Annotated in this window: 14 protein-coding genes and 1 tRNA gene; 4 read left to right on the plus strand and 11 right to left on the minus strand. The window is 50.5% G+C overall.

Annotation, left to right across the window (positions count from 1 at the left end; genetic code table 11):
* Positions 1-41: 41 nt before the first annotated feature.
* On the minus strand, positions 42-524 hold the full coding sequence (locus GWK74_03165; GenBank protein ID QHU90505.1) for a phosphatase PAP2 family protein: 483 nt from the start codon (positions 522-524) through the stop codon (positions 42-44).
* Between the two features lie 97 nt (positions 525-621).
* Between GWK74_03165 and GWK74_03170 the strand changes: the two genes are divergently transcribed.
* Positions 622-696, plus strand: a tRNA-Gln gene (locus tag GWK74_03170).
* A 21-nt stretch (positions 697-717) separates the two neighbouring features.
* Here GWK74_03170 and GWK74_03175 read toward each other — a convergent pair.
* Positions 718-1,218 (minus strand): hypothetical protein, encoded by a 501-nt coding sequence (locus GWK74_03175; GenBank protein QHU90506.1) that lies wholly within the window; start codon positions 1,216-1,218, stop codon positions 718-720.
* Between the two features lie 247 nt (positions 1,219-1,465).
* Here GWK74_03175 and GWK74_03180 point away from each other — a divergent pair, with 247 nt between their 5' ends.
* Positions 1,466-2,590, plus strand: a complete 1,125-nt coding sequence (locus GWK74_03180) for a hypothetical protein (GenBank protein ID QHU90507.1) — start codon at positions 1,466-1,468, stop codon at positions 2,588-2,590.
* Here GWK74_03180 and trmD read toward each other — a convergent pair.
* From trmD to GWK74_03210, 6 genes are all read right to left on the minus strand, one after another.
* Positions 2,587-3,258, minus strand: coding sequence for a tRNA (guanosine(37)-N1)-methyltransferase TrmD (gene trmD, locus GWK74_03185; protein QHU90849.1), 672 nt, complete (start codon positions 3,256-3,258; stop codon positions 2,587-2,589). The genes GWK74_03180 and trmD overlap by 4 nt on opposite strands.
* Before the next feature lie 136 nt (positions 3,259-3,394).
* Complete coding sequence (locus GWK74_03190; protein QHU90508.1) at positions 3,395-3,787, minus strand: KH domain-containing protein; 393 nt, start codon at positions 3,785-3,787, stop codon at positions 3,395-3,397.
* Positions 3,788-3,848: 61 nt separating this feature from the next.
* Entirely contained in the window at positions 3,849-4,937 is a 1,089-nt protein-coding gene (mltG, locus tag GWK74_03195; protein QHU90509.1) for an endolytic transglycosylase MltG, read from the minus strand.
* Positions 4,934-5,338 (minus strand): Holliday junction resolvase RuvX, encoded by a 405-nt coding sequence (gene ruvX / locus GWK74_03200; GenBank protein QHU90510.1) that lies wholly within the window; start codon positions 5,336-5,338, stop codon positions 4,934-4,936. The genes mltG and ruvX overlap by 4 nt, the downstream gene beginning before the upstream one ends.
* A complete protein-coding gene (locus tag GWK74_03205) occupies positions 5,328-6,941 on the minus strand; it encodes a hypothetical protein (GenBank protein QHU90511.1) in 1,614 nt (537 codons plus the stop codon). Before GWK74_03205 ends, ruvX begins: the two co-directional genes overlap by 11 nt.
* Positions 6,942-8,204 (minus strand): hypothetical protein, encoded by a 1,263-nt coding sequence (locus tag GWK74_03210; protein QHU90512.1) that lies wholly within the window; start codon positions 8,202-8,204, stop codon positions 6,942-6,944.
* 78 nt (positions 8,205-8,282) lie between these two features.
* On the opposite strand from GWK74_03210, the gene GWK74_03215 reads away from it, so the two are divergent.
* Entirely contained in the window at positions 8,283-9,125 is an 843-nt protein-coding gene (locus GWK74_03215) for a hypothetical protein (GenBank protein QHU90513.1), read from the plus strand.
* A 42-nt stretch (positions 9,126-9,167) separates the two neighbouring features.
* On the opposite strand, the gene GWK74_03220 is transcribed toward GWK74_03215, so the two are convergent.
* The 3 genes from GWK74_03220 to rpsP all read right to left on the minus strand — a co-directional run bounded on the left by GWK74_03220 (position 9,168) and on the right by rpsP (position 13,138).
* Positions 9,168-11,072 carry an alanine--tRNA ligase gene (locus GWK74_03220; protein ID QHU90514.1) on the minus strand — a complete coding sequence of 635 codons (1,905 nt, stop codon included), beginning with the start codon at positions 11,070-11,072 and terminating at the stop codon, positions 9,168-9,170.
* Between the two features lie 42 nt (positions 11,073-11,114).
* Positions 11,115-12,644 (minus strand): BspA family leucine-rich repeat surface protein, encoded by a 1,530-nt coding sequence (locus GWK74_03225; GenBank protein ID QHU90515.1) that lies wholly within the window; start codon positions 12,642-12,644, stop codon positions 11,115-11,117.
* A gap of 131 nt (positions 12,645-12,775) precedes the next feature.
* Entirely contained in the window at positions 12,776-13,138 is a 363-nt protein-coding gene (gene rpsP, locus GWK74_03230) for a 30S ribosomal protein S16 (protein QHU90516.1), read from the minus strand.
* 388 nt (positions 13,139-13,526) lie between these two features.
* Between rpsP and GWK74_03235 the strand changes: the two genes are divergently transcribed.
* On the plus strand, positions 13,527-13,787 hold the full coding sequence (locus GWK74_03235) for a hypothetical protein (GenBank protein QHU90517.1): 261 nt from the start codon (positions 13,527-13,529) through the stop codon (positions 13,785-13,787).
* Positions 13,788-13,927 lie beyond the last annotated feature (140 nt).

Genomic DNA, 13,927 nt, shown 5'->3' on the forward strand with positions numbered 1-13,927 from the left:
AATAGGTACAACTATAGCAGTAATTTGATAAAACCGCAACCCTATTTTGCAGCGCGTGACGCCTGTCGCAATGGCATATACCAGAATATGCCCACCCAAGCGATGATGAGCCCACCAGCCACGTCAAGCGGCGTATGCACCAATGCCACCACCCGCCCTATACCAACCAGTAGCGTCATCACTAAACAGGCTACGGCCCACCCTCGACACTTCGCGCCGAACCACACCGCCAACGTGATGGCCATAGTGAATAGGGCGTGATCGGACGGGAAACCCGGATTATCCAAAAACGAGGCGCCGGCGCTCACGCCTGCTAGCTCAAACGGACGGAGGCCTGATGGCTGATATAGTAACCCAATAATCTTCGCCGCCACAAACGCCGTCAGTCCCGCCATCAGCACCCGTGCATACACTTGATACCGTCGGTCTCGCGGTACATGTCGGATGAGCGTGTACGCCCCGATTAGCACCACCGGGATCACCAGTCCATCGGCAATAATTTTCACGATCCATGAGATATCCATAAGCCCCATTATACCCTGCTGGGCGTCGGCGTCAAACCCTGAGCTCGACCCGCCAGCTTGCGCCGCTTTACCATTCGTAGTACAATCAGACACACGTTGGGGATTCGCCAAGTGGTAAGGCACCGGGTTCTGGTCCCGGCATTCGGGGGTTCGAATCCCTCATCCCCAGCCAAGAAAAAGGATTGACGTTTTGTCAATCTTTTTTCTTACGCTTTGGTTTGGTATGAGCCTGATGGTCAGTTGATGTTTCTTGAGATTTTACCGTGGTCATCGCACCCTGGCCGAAACCACTTGCCCATATTGCCAAAATCCACACGCCGGCCAGAAACAGGAGCGACCAGCTACCGCCCGGTAGGTCAAACGTCGCCCCAAATATCATTGATACTCCGTGACAGAACGCCATGCTTTCCAGCAGCGTCAACAGCAGTAGCGCCACGACGCCCATCACGGCACTTACTTTTCTCAGTCTAGCCGATATATCCATGGCGAGTAGAAATGGTAGCGCCCCAACCTCTGTGACAACGAGAACGATAGCGCACACTGCCGCCAGCATGCCCGGCAGTCCAGCGAGCATTGATGGAAACTTATCAAACGAGAATAGCTGGCTCAAGACGATGACGAGAATGTATCCAGCAATAATTCGCCGCACGATCTGCACAACTGACATTGGCTGCTTGGTCACTGTTTTCTTCATAGATACAGTATACCGCCCTCTCTTAAAAAGCTCAAGCTTGTTGTATTATTTACTAAAATACTTGCTTTTTTGATAAAAAACACGTACAGTAGCAACAAGCGAACGATACAAAAACAAACACTACTGACGTTTCTTTCGCTCTACGACATCCACCACAACAAAATACCGTTACGAATGTGTAGCGGTATTTTCCGTTGTTGGATAAATCACAACGCTATATATAGCGTATACGTGCTATAGTAACAATATGAAAGAACATTGTGATCTGAGAGGGTTTGTTGAGTTTGGTCCAAAAAATACCGCACCCGTACCATTATCTGCCATTAACGAAATTGAGCAGATTCGTAAAACATATGATCCAGGGGCAATCACTGAGCTAGCGACTTCAATTGTTCACGAGGAAGACGGTAATACTTGGTTCGATATGTACAATCCTCTCCTAGCCGCCTGCCTCACACCAGAGGAGGCGGAGCAATACCTCAAGGAACACGCTGCGTTTCATAAAGGATCTCAGTCAATTGATGATCTCACACCAGATGATGATGGCAACTACGTCATTCTAATCTCCGGACATCGTCGTAAACGCGCTATCGAGCAGTTGCTGAGCCAACATGGCATTGCACCGGAGTGCGCTCTAGTAAATGTCAATCTTCGCCGTGGAATTACCTTTGAGGAAGCACTCATTGCCCAAGTGCGCGAGAACACACACGAGAAAGTGTCGCCTACTGAAACCGCCAAATATATTGAGCAACTACATACCTACCTCGAGAATAAAGAGGGGGCACAGCCAACCTACAGGCGACTGTCTATGATGACCGGGATCAGCGAGGGTATCATTAGTACTGCTCTACGATTTCAACGCTTACCGGAAAGCATCCGAAGACTTGCCACCACTCATGGTGATATCCTCCCTTACTCGACTCTCGTAAGGCTCGAGCCACTAATGCGCAAACGAGGTGAGCTGTATGATAAACTATCCTTGCTCGGGCAAACCATGGACGGAGAAGATTGTAAGACCTATGTCGAGAATCACCTGCATATCGTGGCGAATACCATTGTTGAAGGCCTCCTTAGCGCCAAGAAGCGCAATCACTATATTCAACAGCAGATTAGCGACCTAGAACTACGAATTATCAATGCCCAGCCCAGCTTTGACCTTATAGCAGAAACCAGCTCTGGAGCTCAGCGAAAGGCATCAGAGATCCGCCTCGGTAAGACAGCCGTATCGGCCATGCGGCATGCCTGTCGAGACGATCCAAGAAATATGCCACCCGAACAGCTAGCTGAACTCGAGGAGTTCGTCGCAAAAGCCAAGGCATTAGCGACTCCTGCTGTCAATGGCTACGAACAAGAGTCGCTGCTATCCGCCTAATCAACAGTTGCTTTTTGCGACTGCTGTTTGCGCCACTCGGCGATTTTGCCGTGATGCCCGCTCAGTAAGACTTCCGGTACTCGCAAGTCATTAAATACCTCTGGCCGAGTATACTGCGGATACTCGAGCGTCTCGCCGTCCGAGAAGCTCTCGATCTCCGCTGACGTTTCACCGCCCAGCACACCTGGCAGCAGCCGCACGATCGAGTCAATGATGGTCATTGCCGGCAGTTCACCACCAGTCAGCACAAAATCACCGATGCTCCACTGCTCATCAACGAATTCCATAATGCGCTCATCAACGCCCTCGTAGCGCCCGCAGATAATGATAAGCCCCCGGCCCTCATCCGCCGCCGTGCGCGCCATCGCCTGCCGCCAGCGCCGACCGCGCGGGCTCATCAGGACAACCTTCGCGCTCTCATCGCGCGACCTGGCAAATTCCACCGCCCGCCACAACGGCTCAATCATTAGTAGCATGCCATCGCCACCGCCATATGGCGTATCATCCACCTGGCGGCGCGGGCCCAGGCCAAATTCACGCAAGTTCACCGTCTCGAGTGAAACGATACCATCTTTTTGCGCCTTCCACATCATAGAATTTTCAAACACCCCAGAGAACATTTCGGGAAACAGGGTAATGACTTGAAATTTTCGCATACCCTTCATTATACCGCGCCCACATAAAAACCACCAAAAAACCGCCCTTTAGCTAGGCGGTTTTTTAGCACAAATAAGGCTCTCAATGGTTACCCATTGCTCGCATAGAGCTGTTCTCGCATATTGTCTGTGCTTGAACTAGTTATGATTATATATCAAGATCATCCAGTTCTGCAAGCTCTTTTCGAGCATTTTCTGCATAAGAAGAGTTATTTTCCACAGTTTCATCTGTTGAGTTGTCCACAGAATCATCGTCTGAAGCGGCAGCCGTAGCCTGCTTGGCACTCGTAAAGCCGTCGTTATTGACAATTTTCAGGTTATAGCGCGCATCATTTTTCGTCCCCAATGCCCTAAGCAGCGTCCGCAGGCTCTGTGCCGTACCGCCACGCTTGCCGATGACCCGACCGAGATCCTCTGGGTTGACCGTCAGCGTGAGCAACACTCCCTTTTCATCAATCAAACGCTCGACGACGACATCTTCTGGATGCCCAACCAGCGCCTTTACTACGTATTCTACAAATTGCTGATCTATCGTTGACATACTGCCCCTCCTTGGAATTAACTGTACTCCTAGTATAGCATAGGCGATTTGCCGAGGGCAACTATGGCAATTGGCACTTTTTTGCGCAGTGGGCGGTAATGTTCGCCTTGTGCTCAGCCTCGGTCTTCGCAAAATAAGTTACGTTGTCATCGCCGCTCAAGAAATAAAGGTAATCCTCCTGGGCTGGATCGGCCACAGCATTCAGCGCCGCGAGACCAGGCGAAGCAATTGGCCCAGGCGGCAGCCCCTTGTGAATGCGCGTGTTGTACGGTGAATTAAGCGTGTGCGAGCGAGCGACGCCAGCCTTGTCGGCGGCATAATGATACGTCACGTCTGACCCGAGCGGCATATCCTTTTTCAGGCGGTTATAGAACACGCTGGCAATCCGCCGCATGTCCTCACAGGTCGCTTTACCCGGGCAGCCAATTGACTCGCGCTGAACAATCGAAGCCAGCGTCAAGCCCTGATACAGCGACAGCCCTCGCGCCGCAAATTTTTTCTCGAGATTATTCTCAGCCACCACCCGGTCTAGCTCGCTGATGGCCCGCTGCAAGGCTTGCTGGGCGGTGGCGTCTGACGGCAAAAAATACGTATCACCATAAATATAGCCCTCGAGATCGGCGGTCGCTGGCTTACTTTTTAGTACCGTACCGGTATAGGTGGCAGCAAAAGCAGCCGTAATTTGCTCATCATTGTAGCCAGCCCGCTTGAGGGCGCTGGCAACATCGGTCTTTTGAGTAGCGGGCGTTGAGGTCTTATCACGCAGCGTTGCCCCTGGATAAAATAGTACCGAACGCCGATCCGGTTTGCCACCGAGTAAATGCTTAAGCACCGACGCCACATCTTGATCTTGCGTAAAGCTGTACACGCCCTTGTTGAAGGTGCCGGTAACGTTATTTAACTTGAGGTAAATCGTCATGGCAAAGGCGCTGCGAATAATTTTTTTATCTTCAAGTTTTTTGGCGATAACCTGTGCCGTGTCGCCACTGGCGATTTCGATACTAATTTTTTGCCGCGCCCCGGCGTTGACCGGACGAAGCATTTGCTTGTACCAAATGACACTGCCGAGCAGCACCACGCCCGCTACCGCAACAATTGCTGATACGATAATGAGCCATAACCGCCGTTTTTTGATCTTCAATTTCTTCATCCGTGCACCTCCAAATAATCTTGTAGTATGATACTCGCCGCCTCAGCATCGATGTCGCCTTTATCTTTGATCTTGCCAGCCAAGCGCTGTTCGGCCTGAACGCTGGTTAGCGACTCATCCTGATAAGCAATCTCGGCATTAATATCTAGTTGGCTCAGCTGTCTGACAAAATCGACCACGAACTCTGTTTGTTGCGTTGGCTCACCGGACTGATTACGCGGATAGCCGACCACCACCAGCGAGATATCGTGCCGCAACATGATCTCTGCCAGCTCCTCCATGACCCGCTCGTCATTAGCCACCCAGCCAAACGGTACCGCAATCCGCACCTGTGAATCGGCCATAGCTAAACCAATCCGTTTCTCGCCCACATCCAGCGCTAGGAAGTTTTTAGCTTTCATTGAGCTTAAATTCGATGCTTATTCGTTTGGTATCATTTGGTACGGTGCGCACCCAGAACGGAGAGAATTTCACATCAACATTTTCAATACCCTTGATGGCTTCGAGCGCCGACTGAATGTCGCCATAGCTTTTACCGCGTGATTGCTCCTTGACCTTTTCCTCATCAATGGTCGGGCCGACAACGGCATTGGCAGTGATGTGAGTAATAAAGTTACCGCCCTGACCGCTGAACTGTGCAAACTTTGCGCTATCGACACCATCTTTATAGATTTTTTGTGACTGCTTGCCCTCTAGCTCCTTGTTGGCGGTCGCCTTGAGGTAGGTGCTTAACTCTGATTTTTCGATACCAACCATTGAGGCAGTCACCACCGTTTTGAGCGTCACCGCGCCGGTCGCTTCACTGTCAACAGCAACACTTGGAGTTGGCGTGCTACGCTGCTCCTGGTAGCTTTCTTTAATAATGGTGGTTGATCCGCCAAATGACTGCTCGACCTTAGCGCGAAGAGAGTCGGCCTTTTTTTCGTTCAATAAATCACTGGCGCGCTTAACGTCATCGCTACTGACCACCGTCACCTCACGACTGCTGCCCCCTGAGGTTTCGCCAACGAGGGCAGCGCTGACCCCTGATGGCATTCCCGATACTGAGCCGCTTTCACCGTTATATTCCGCCCCGATATTTGCAGCTGTCACCATGACCGTTGAGCCTGAGGCATTAGAGCGACTAAACGTCACCGCGCTATCGGTCGTAAAGGTCATCCCACCGCTCGTACGGATTGATGTCCCGGCCGGAATGGTCTTATCTAGCAGGCTAATAGAATCAGTCGCGACACGTAGCTTACCCTTGGCTCGCTCACCAACTTTCTTCTTGCCAGTTGCCGAGAACTCAACGGATAGTTCTACTTTTTGCTCCTGCTGGCGCGCTTTAATCACGTCAGCGGTCGGGTCAGTCACCCCGTCAGTCCTGAGTGTCACTTTCTTATTTACCGTCACCGTTGTTGTCTTAGCTGTGATAATCACTCGCGCATGCGGCGCAAACCAAATCGCCCATACCAAAAACCCGATGAATAGCAGCGCGGCACCGCCGATTAGTAAGAACTTTTTACGAAATAGATTAAAGTTCGGGACTTTTGGCGCTGTCTTGCTCTTGTTGGCGTTATCCGCCGGTTTTGAGGTCTCGTCGTCTTGCTTTTTGGATGAATCAGCGATGGCTGAATCAATCGCTTTATCCGTTTCATCAACAGGTTGCGCGCTCTTTTCTAGCTCGCCAACCGGTAGCTCGCGCCCGTCGATGACGTCATTTTCGTCGTCCACCTTCAGTACCGGCACCTCGGCCATTTCTGGCTTGCTCTGGAGCGTCTTGGCCACTGGAATTTTGGCCGCCGCCGCTAAGCCAGACAGAATCGTATCACCAGTAATCAGTACGACTCGCTTATTAACCGACGCGGCCGTCCGAGCGATCAGCCGCATATTGACCGCGCTACGCAGCACGCCAACCCGCTTGGGTGGCACCAGTGCGATAATTCGCTCCTTTGACGCCTTTATCTTGCCAACAATGGCAGTGATATCATCTTCGACGTCAATGTAAATAACATCTTTATTCATCTATATTTTAAGTAATCGGTTAACTTTATCCATCAAGCCATGAGCGTCTTGATTACTTACCATTGTATCATACCCAACCCGCAGCAGGCCCATCACCGTGATAAATGTGTGATCCGTGATATCACCGGTCGTATCAGTGATACCGATGACATCAGAGGGCTTGATATGCTGAATGGTTGGCTTTTTCGTAAACGGCAGTTCCTTGTACCACGGCTGATTGGCGAGTGCATCAACCAGCTGCTGCAAGCTCGCGCCACCGCCACACAGCAAAATTCGGTTCGGCAAATGATCAACGCTGTCAAAATCACCGAGTGCCAGCTCAACGCCCGACAGCCATACCTCAAGTGTTTTATCAATTGCCTCGTCAAGTTTGCGCTTGAGGGTTGGTTTGATGTAACCATTATCAGTATTTACCTTCAACTTTTCCGCCTCTTTATAACCCAGATCAAGGTCCGTCGCAATCATCCGCGTAAAGCTCCGCCCACCGATGCCGAACATCTTGGTGCCCTCAACGCCGCCGTCATTGACGACCGCAATGTCAGTCGTGCCACCACCGCAGTCGATCAAGATCGCCGTAAAATTAGAATTCGCATCTGTACCGAGCACACTTCGGCTGACTGCAAACGGTTCGGCCGCCACGGCGATTAGCTCCAGCGCTAACTCGTCGGCCACCTTTTCCAGCGCTCCGATATGCACCATTGGTGCAAATGCCGTATAAATCTGTACCGCGACGTCCCGCCCCTGAAAACCGATCGGGTTTGACACCTTGTAGCCATCAATATGAATGCTGACCAGTGCTGAATTAACCAGCTTTACCTCGACGTCCTCGTTGCCAGTTTCCAGTGCAATCTGCGCCTGCGCCTTGCCCTGTGCTCGTTCCTGTACCTTCTCAATGATGAATTCCATCTCGGCAACATCCAGTGGTTTATCGGGCTGCGGCCGGCGATAGCGAATGGTGTTGGTCACGCCCTTGACCAGCTCACCGGCAATACCGATGATCACCCGCTTGGCCTGAACACCGGCCTTATCCTCAGCCTCGGTCAGTGCCGCCTCGCAATTGGTCACCACACCAGCGATATCAGCGATCGCGCCTTGGTGCATGTCGCCCAGATTCTGCTGCGCCCGACCAACTCCGATGATCTCGATATCATCATCCTTGATCTCGGCGATCAGCGCCTTAATATACTCCGTACCGATGTCGAGACCGACCAGGTACTGGTGTTCATCTTTGTCTGTCTTCTTGAAAAGCCTATCTAACACCATAGTCTTTATGATTATATACCATTTGGGTGTGGATTGGCTAGTTTTGACAAAATATTATTTAGTTGTATAATACATATTATGTATTCTGCATTCCGTCATGATGGTGACACTTTATCATACACTGCGTCACGCAAACTGTCCGCCGAGCAGCGTGATACCTTAAAACGTGAAATTATCGGATTACATGCTGATACTGTTAACAATACCTGTACACCCAGTGCTGTACACATCACAGGCACATATCGCGAAAAGGATACGATACTGCACCTAGCTGCTCTGAGAGAACTTATCGCCAGCGGCCTAGCCTTTGCCGCTGACCTTGAGCTACGGGAAGGTCAATTCGGAAGACGGCTCGTTCGGCCAAAGCATACACCAACCTGGACAGGCCTCCTTAGTAATGAAGATATCGTGGCCGCCCTTGGCGGAGTCGACTCCATCCGCACAAGCGAATACTATACAAACCCCACACGTAAGGTTAGTGACAACACCATGTGGCAGTTACTTGATGAAATCCCCATGATAGAGAAAGATCGTCTTACTCGTTTTTGTAGTGAATTTTTTGAACCAGCTGTTGGGCTTGGAATGACCGATGTGGTCGCGATTGATGCTATATATAAAAAGACGCGGTCAAAATCCACCTCAAAACCACGCACCAAAGAGCGATATGTACTGCGCAATAGTAAAATTCTACGGGAAGTCGGACAGCAAGCAATCAAAGATACCCTCACCGTTGTCGTAAACCCGTATACCGGTGTAGTTGATGCCCAGACAATAATTAGTCCATCAACGACGCACGGACACCTTCTCCAGACTAATCCAGACACAATAACTGATCGCGCAGTTCAAGCCTGCAAACGGCTCAGCGAGACAATTCGTACAGACAACGACCCGTTTGCTATATTGGAGCAGCTTGATAGATAACGCCTTTAGCCCACGATATCCTACCTCTATACAAAACTACAATCAAGAAGCGTCTGCAGCGCCCTCACTAAGAACAGCCTTAATCCGCCGAATCCCAGCAGCACTCGCCTCTTCTTTAGTGATGGTGAAGCGCTTACTGCCCTCAGCCAAGACGCCAGTGTGTTCGACGTGTGGGCCACCGCAAACTTCGAAACTAACGATATTATCGCCTTCGCCGATAGAATAAACTTTCACTTCATCACCGTAGCGCTCGCCAAAAGCGCCGATTGCGCCCATTTTTAGCGCCTCGTCAGTCGGATAGACGGCAAAGCTGACTGGTAAATCAGCGTCGATCCAAGCATTGACTTGATCTTCTACTGCCTGTTTTTCCTCTGGCGTCAATTTATCGTGATTGAAATCAAAGCGTAGGCGCTCAGCAGTGATATTGCTGCCGTGCTGTTGCAAATCCGGCGCCTTCAGAACTTTGCGCAGTGCCGCCCCCAACAAGTGCGTCGCCGTATGATATTTCAAATGAATCGGATCGTGACCCTCCAGGCCGCCGCTAAATTGCCCCTTGCGTGCTGTCTTGGAGCGTTGGCGCTGCTCAGCCATTCGCGCATCAAATTCAGCGCGCCAATTATCAGAAAGCTTGATGCCTTGTTTATAGGCCTCCTCGGTACTCAGCTCCACCGGAAAGCCAAACGTATCATATAGCGTAAATAGCTCTTCGCCAGTTAAGCCATCGTCGATATAATGCTGCATCTGCTTTAAGCCTTTGCGCAGCGTTTGGCGGAAGGCTTTTTCTTCCTTGACCAGCACAGCGATGATACTCTCGCGGTTTTCCTTAACCTCTGGGAAATCTGCTTCATACAAATCAGCAATCACTGGCACGACCTCCTCCAGGAAATTCTGCTCGATCCCCAGGTTAAAACTATAGCGAACCGCCCGGCGCAGTAAGCGGCGCATCACATAACCCTGCTCCTTATTACTTGGCACGCAGCCATCCACCGCCATAAAGGTAGCAGCCCTCAGATGGTCAGCGATCACTCGCATACTTTCGGTATGTGAATCATACTGTTTGCCGCTCAAATCCTGCAATTTCTCGACGATTGGCCATAGTAAGCTAATCTTGAAAACGTCCGGGTCATTATTCACGGCCGCCGCAATTCGCTCCAGACCCGAGCCATGATCAATGTTTGGCTTTTCTAGTGACTCAAACACACCGTCCGCCACCTTTTTATAGGCCATAAAGACATTGTTACCAATCTCCATAAAGCGACCACAATCACAGTTCGGATGACAGTGCCTACCAAACTTCGGATCATGCTCGATGAAATCAAACTCATAAAACATCTCGCTGTCCGGCCCACACGGATCACCAATCGGCGTAGTTTCCGGCCCACCATTACGACTCCACCAGTTCTTGCTGCTATCATAAAAGAAAATCCGCTCACCCGGATGAATACCGCGCGCTGCGCCCTGCTCCTCGCTACCAATATCGGCTAGTCCAGCCTCGATGCCTTTTTCGACAAACTTCTGCTGCCATAACTCGGCCGCTTCAGTATCCCTGGCGATATTATATTCCGGCGCACCAATGAAACATGTCACGTATAGCCGCTGCGGGTCAAGCCCAATTTCTTCGGTCAAGAACGTCCACATCCAATTGATCTGCTCTTTTTTGAAATAATCGCCCAAGCTCCAGTTACCGAGCATTTCAAAAAACGTTGTGTGGCGGTTGTCGCCGATATCATCAATATCTTGTGCTCGCAAGCACGTTTGCGAATCAGCGATCCGCTTGCCTTCAGGATGCGGCTCACCCAGCAGATATGGGATCATCGGCTGCATACCCGCACCGGTAAATAGCGTTGTCGGATCGTCGGTTAGAATCAGCGGCGCACGCTTGATGACTGCATGAGCCTGTTTGCGGTAAAAGTTGAGGTATTTGAGGCGAATTTCTTGAGCGTTCATAGGAGCAATTATAGCACAAGTCGCCTCAGACACTCTGGATCTTTATGAGCGTTTTTTCCGCATCATCAGCACTGCACCGCTGATGATGGCAGCAACACCAGCCCCGATCGCTACCAGCAAACTCGTACCGGTATCGGCTAGCTGACTACCCGACTGACCCTGCGAAGCGCCCGGCTGCCCTGGTTGACTCGGCTGACTCGGCTGGTTAGGAGCACCTGGATTACCCGGCGCTGTTGGCACAGCGTTCCACTTAGCGTATAGCGTGAAGTTAGAGTTTGGCATCGTATGGACGTTAAAGTCCCACTGCATCAGATAAGTTGGATCAGCGTACCACCCAGCAAAGGTATAGCCAGCCCGCGTCGGATCAGCCGGCCGCACCGCTTTGGCAGTGTAGGCGACCGTTTGGGATGGTACCGGTGAGCCTGAGCCGGTATTAAACGTCAGCGTGTAGGTCGGGCACTGCTTGGCATCACCATTGATCGTCCAGCCATGACCACCGTCGGCCACTGTCTTTTGCAGCGCTGCATGCGCCGCCTCCGCCGTACAATATTTCAGGCCAGCCGCACCCAGCGTCACTGGTGACTTGAGTACTGCGTTATTCCAGGCAATCAGCGTTGCGTCGTAATTTTGCACCGATAGCGCCGTATTATCAAGCATATTCGCCCCGCCAGCATACGGATTACCCGTAACATCTTGTAGCGAAGTCAATTGCCAGCCAGCCAGTGACTGGCTGAATGCCCGCGCATTGGCCAACATCCGCACCATAGCATGTGCCTTCGTCATATTCCACAGCCCGATCGGCTGATTGAACGAATTTGCCCACTCGAACATGCTATCAGCGTATTCAAGTTTTGCAGTATTCCAGCTGGCAATTGACGAACTACCACCGTTATTGAACGCCCCTGCATACGCAAACATATGCCCGGCGCTCGTCACATTTCCCATATCCCACGAACCGATGTTTTGGTTAAACTGTCCGGCGCCATGGAACATATTAGCAGTTGTCGTCACATTTGATGTATTCCATTGCCAGTTGGCACCCTCACCCTTGAGCGAGTGAGCCGTGTCGAACATGCTCTGTAAGCTCGTTACGTTCGTGAGATTTGGCACGTCAGTCGCCTTGACGTCCATATTCTCAGCGCCCCGAAACGCCGAGTCCATGCTGCGCCACGCGCCCGTTCCCCACTGGTCAACTGACATGATTTTCAAACGATCACCAGCATTATTTACATAAATCTGCGGGAATGTACCACCGATACGAATTGTGTGACGACCCTCGTCGCTGTATGTGCAGGTGTGGCTACCCGTCACGCCCACAGCGTCAGGGATACCGTCATTGTTACAGTCGACCGTATAATTATATCCCCCACCCGTCACCGGTATGGTAAATTGATCGGTGTTTGATACGCCCGGCTTCGTGGTGTCAACCGTCATGACAAAATCAGTATTGTTAATTGCATCAGCTTTCGCTGGCTGCGTCATCGCCAGTAGCGTCACGCTGCCAACACCAAGCGTCATAACCCCTGCTGCTAGCGTCGGTAACAAGCGCCCGCGTCGTTGTAAATATTTCATAAAACCCCCCTATCATGTTCATGTTACTTCGTTGTACTAATTACCTCAAATAATACGCGATTAGGCCCTCCCTTGTCAAGAAAATCCCGCCCTCATCGCGGGCGGGAAACGTCTCAGTTCATCACGTCGTATTATTCGGCACTTGGCTCGCCAGCGTCCGGCTGAGTCGGCTCTTCTTTTGGCTGGTTTTTACGAAGCTTCTCTGGGCTGCGGATGGCTTTGTGCTTGTCGGCAGCTGGTTCTTTGACCCACTTTGGTAGTGTAACGCCAGCTTCTTTCAATAACTTAACAACACGTGGCGTTGGCTGGGCACCATTATCTAGATATTTCTGCGCCGACTCAACCTGAATATTTGCCACCTTAGTATGTGGATTATAGCTGCCGACATAGGCGACCACGCGGCCGCTTGATGGATGGCGCTGCGCCTCTTGTACTGCCAGGCGGTACACCGGATAACCCTTGCGACCCAACCGTTGCAAACGAATTGCTAGCATGTGTGATTTCTTCCTTTTCTTACAACTCTTTGATTAATGTATTACTCCTAGAGAGTGTACACTATTTCGCTATGTACGTCAATTCTGTCTTGAGTCTACTATTGACTTTTTATATCTATCTGTTGTAATATCCAAATATGCCACATGAACATATCCAACCAAGAGAAATCGATGATACAGATTTTATTATTTCGGGTCTACTTGGTGAAGGCGGCTCAAAAACAGTATTTGACGCAATCATTAATGGAAAAGAAGGGCGCTGGCGATACCGAATAGTATTGACGATCCCGATACACAGGTAGAGAAATGGAACAGTGTATTACAAGAACCTGAAAATGCGAAACTACTATCTGAATTAGGACTTCTCACTATTCCAGAATACGAAATAATGGTTGCTACTATAAACGGTCGGGAATTACCAGCACTAAGCATGACACCATTTTCTGGCCTTCCTTTTAAGGTCTTTGACAGCAAGGATGGAACACAGACATATACACACGGTCCACTTTCTCATATTGAACATTTTTCAGATATTTCTTCCTATATCACTGGTTTTGGCGCCGATATCGCCACGCTCACACAATCGGGAATCGTCCTGTCGCGAGACAGTATATCATTTACCGCTTTGCCCGATGGATCAATGCGCTAGTTTTTTTATGACTTACAGGATATGACAATTAATAATTCGGCTAACAAAGATAATCTTCAAGCTGGTTATTCAGGACTAATTGTCTCTATGTTAGATAACATATTCGACTACCAACAATTGAGGCGTTTTGAAGAACAGGG

This window comes from Candidatus Saccharibacteria bacterium oral taxon 488 (assembly GCA_010202115.1).
Taxonomy (GTDB): Bacteria; Patescibacteriota; Saccharimonadia; order Saccharimonadales; family Saccharimonadaceae; genus Nanosynbacter.

Coding starts and splice junctions, on each gene's coding strand:
- rpsP (QHU90516.1), bottom strand. CDS start 13,138: ATGCTAGCAATTCGTTTGCAACGGTTGGGTCGCAAGGGTTATCCGGTG.
- mltG (QHU90509.1), bottom strand. CDS start 4,937: ATGAAGAAATTGAAGATCAAAAAACGGCGGTTATGGCTCATTATCGTA.
- GWK74_03215 (QHU90513.1), top strand. CDS start 8,283: ATGTATTCTGCATTCCGTCATGATGGTGACACTTTATCATACACTGCG.
- GWK74_03210 (QHU90512.1), bottom strand. CDS start 8,204: ATGGTGTTAGATAGGCTTTTCAAGAAGACAGACAAAGATGAACACCAG.
- GWK74_03225 (QHU90515.1), bottom strand. CDS start 12,644: ATGAAATATTTACAACGACGCGGGCGCTTGTTACCGACGCTAGCAGCA.
- GWK74_03205 (QHU90511.1), bottom strand. CDS start 6,941: ATGAATAAAGATGTTATTTACATTGACGTCGAAGATGATATCACTGCC.
- GWK74_03190 (QHU90508.1), bottom strand. CDS start 3,787: ATGTCAACGATAGATCAGCAATTTGTAGAATACGTAGTAAAGGCGCTG.
- GWK74_03180 (QHU90507.1), top strand. CDS start 1,466: ATGAAAGAACATTGTGATCTGAGAGGGTTTGTTGAGTTTGGTCCAAAA.
- GWK74_03235 (QHU90517.1), top strand. CDS start 13,527: ATGGTTGCTACTATAAACGGTCGGGAATTACCAGCACTAAGCATGACA.
- ruvX (QHU90510.1), bottom strand. CDS start 5,338: ATGAAAGCTAAAAACTTCCTAGCGCTGGATGTGGGCGAGAAACGGATT.
- GWK74_03165 (QHU90505.1), bottom strand. CDS start 524: ATGGATATCTCATGGATCGTGAAAATTATTGCCGATGGACTGGTGATC.
- GWK74_03175 (QHU90506.1), bottom strand. CDS start 1,218: ATGAAGAAAACAGTGACCAAGCAGCCAATGTCAGTTGTGCAGATCGTG.
- GWK74_03220 (QHU90514.1), bottom strand. CDS start 11,072: ATGAACGCTCAAGAAATTCGCCTCAAATACCTCAACTTTTACCGCAAA.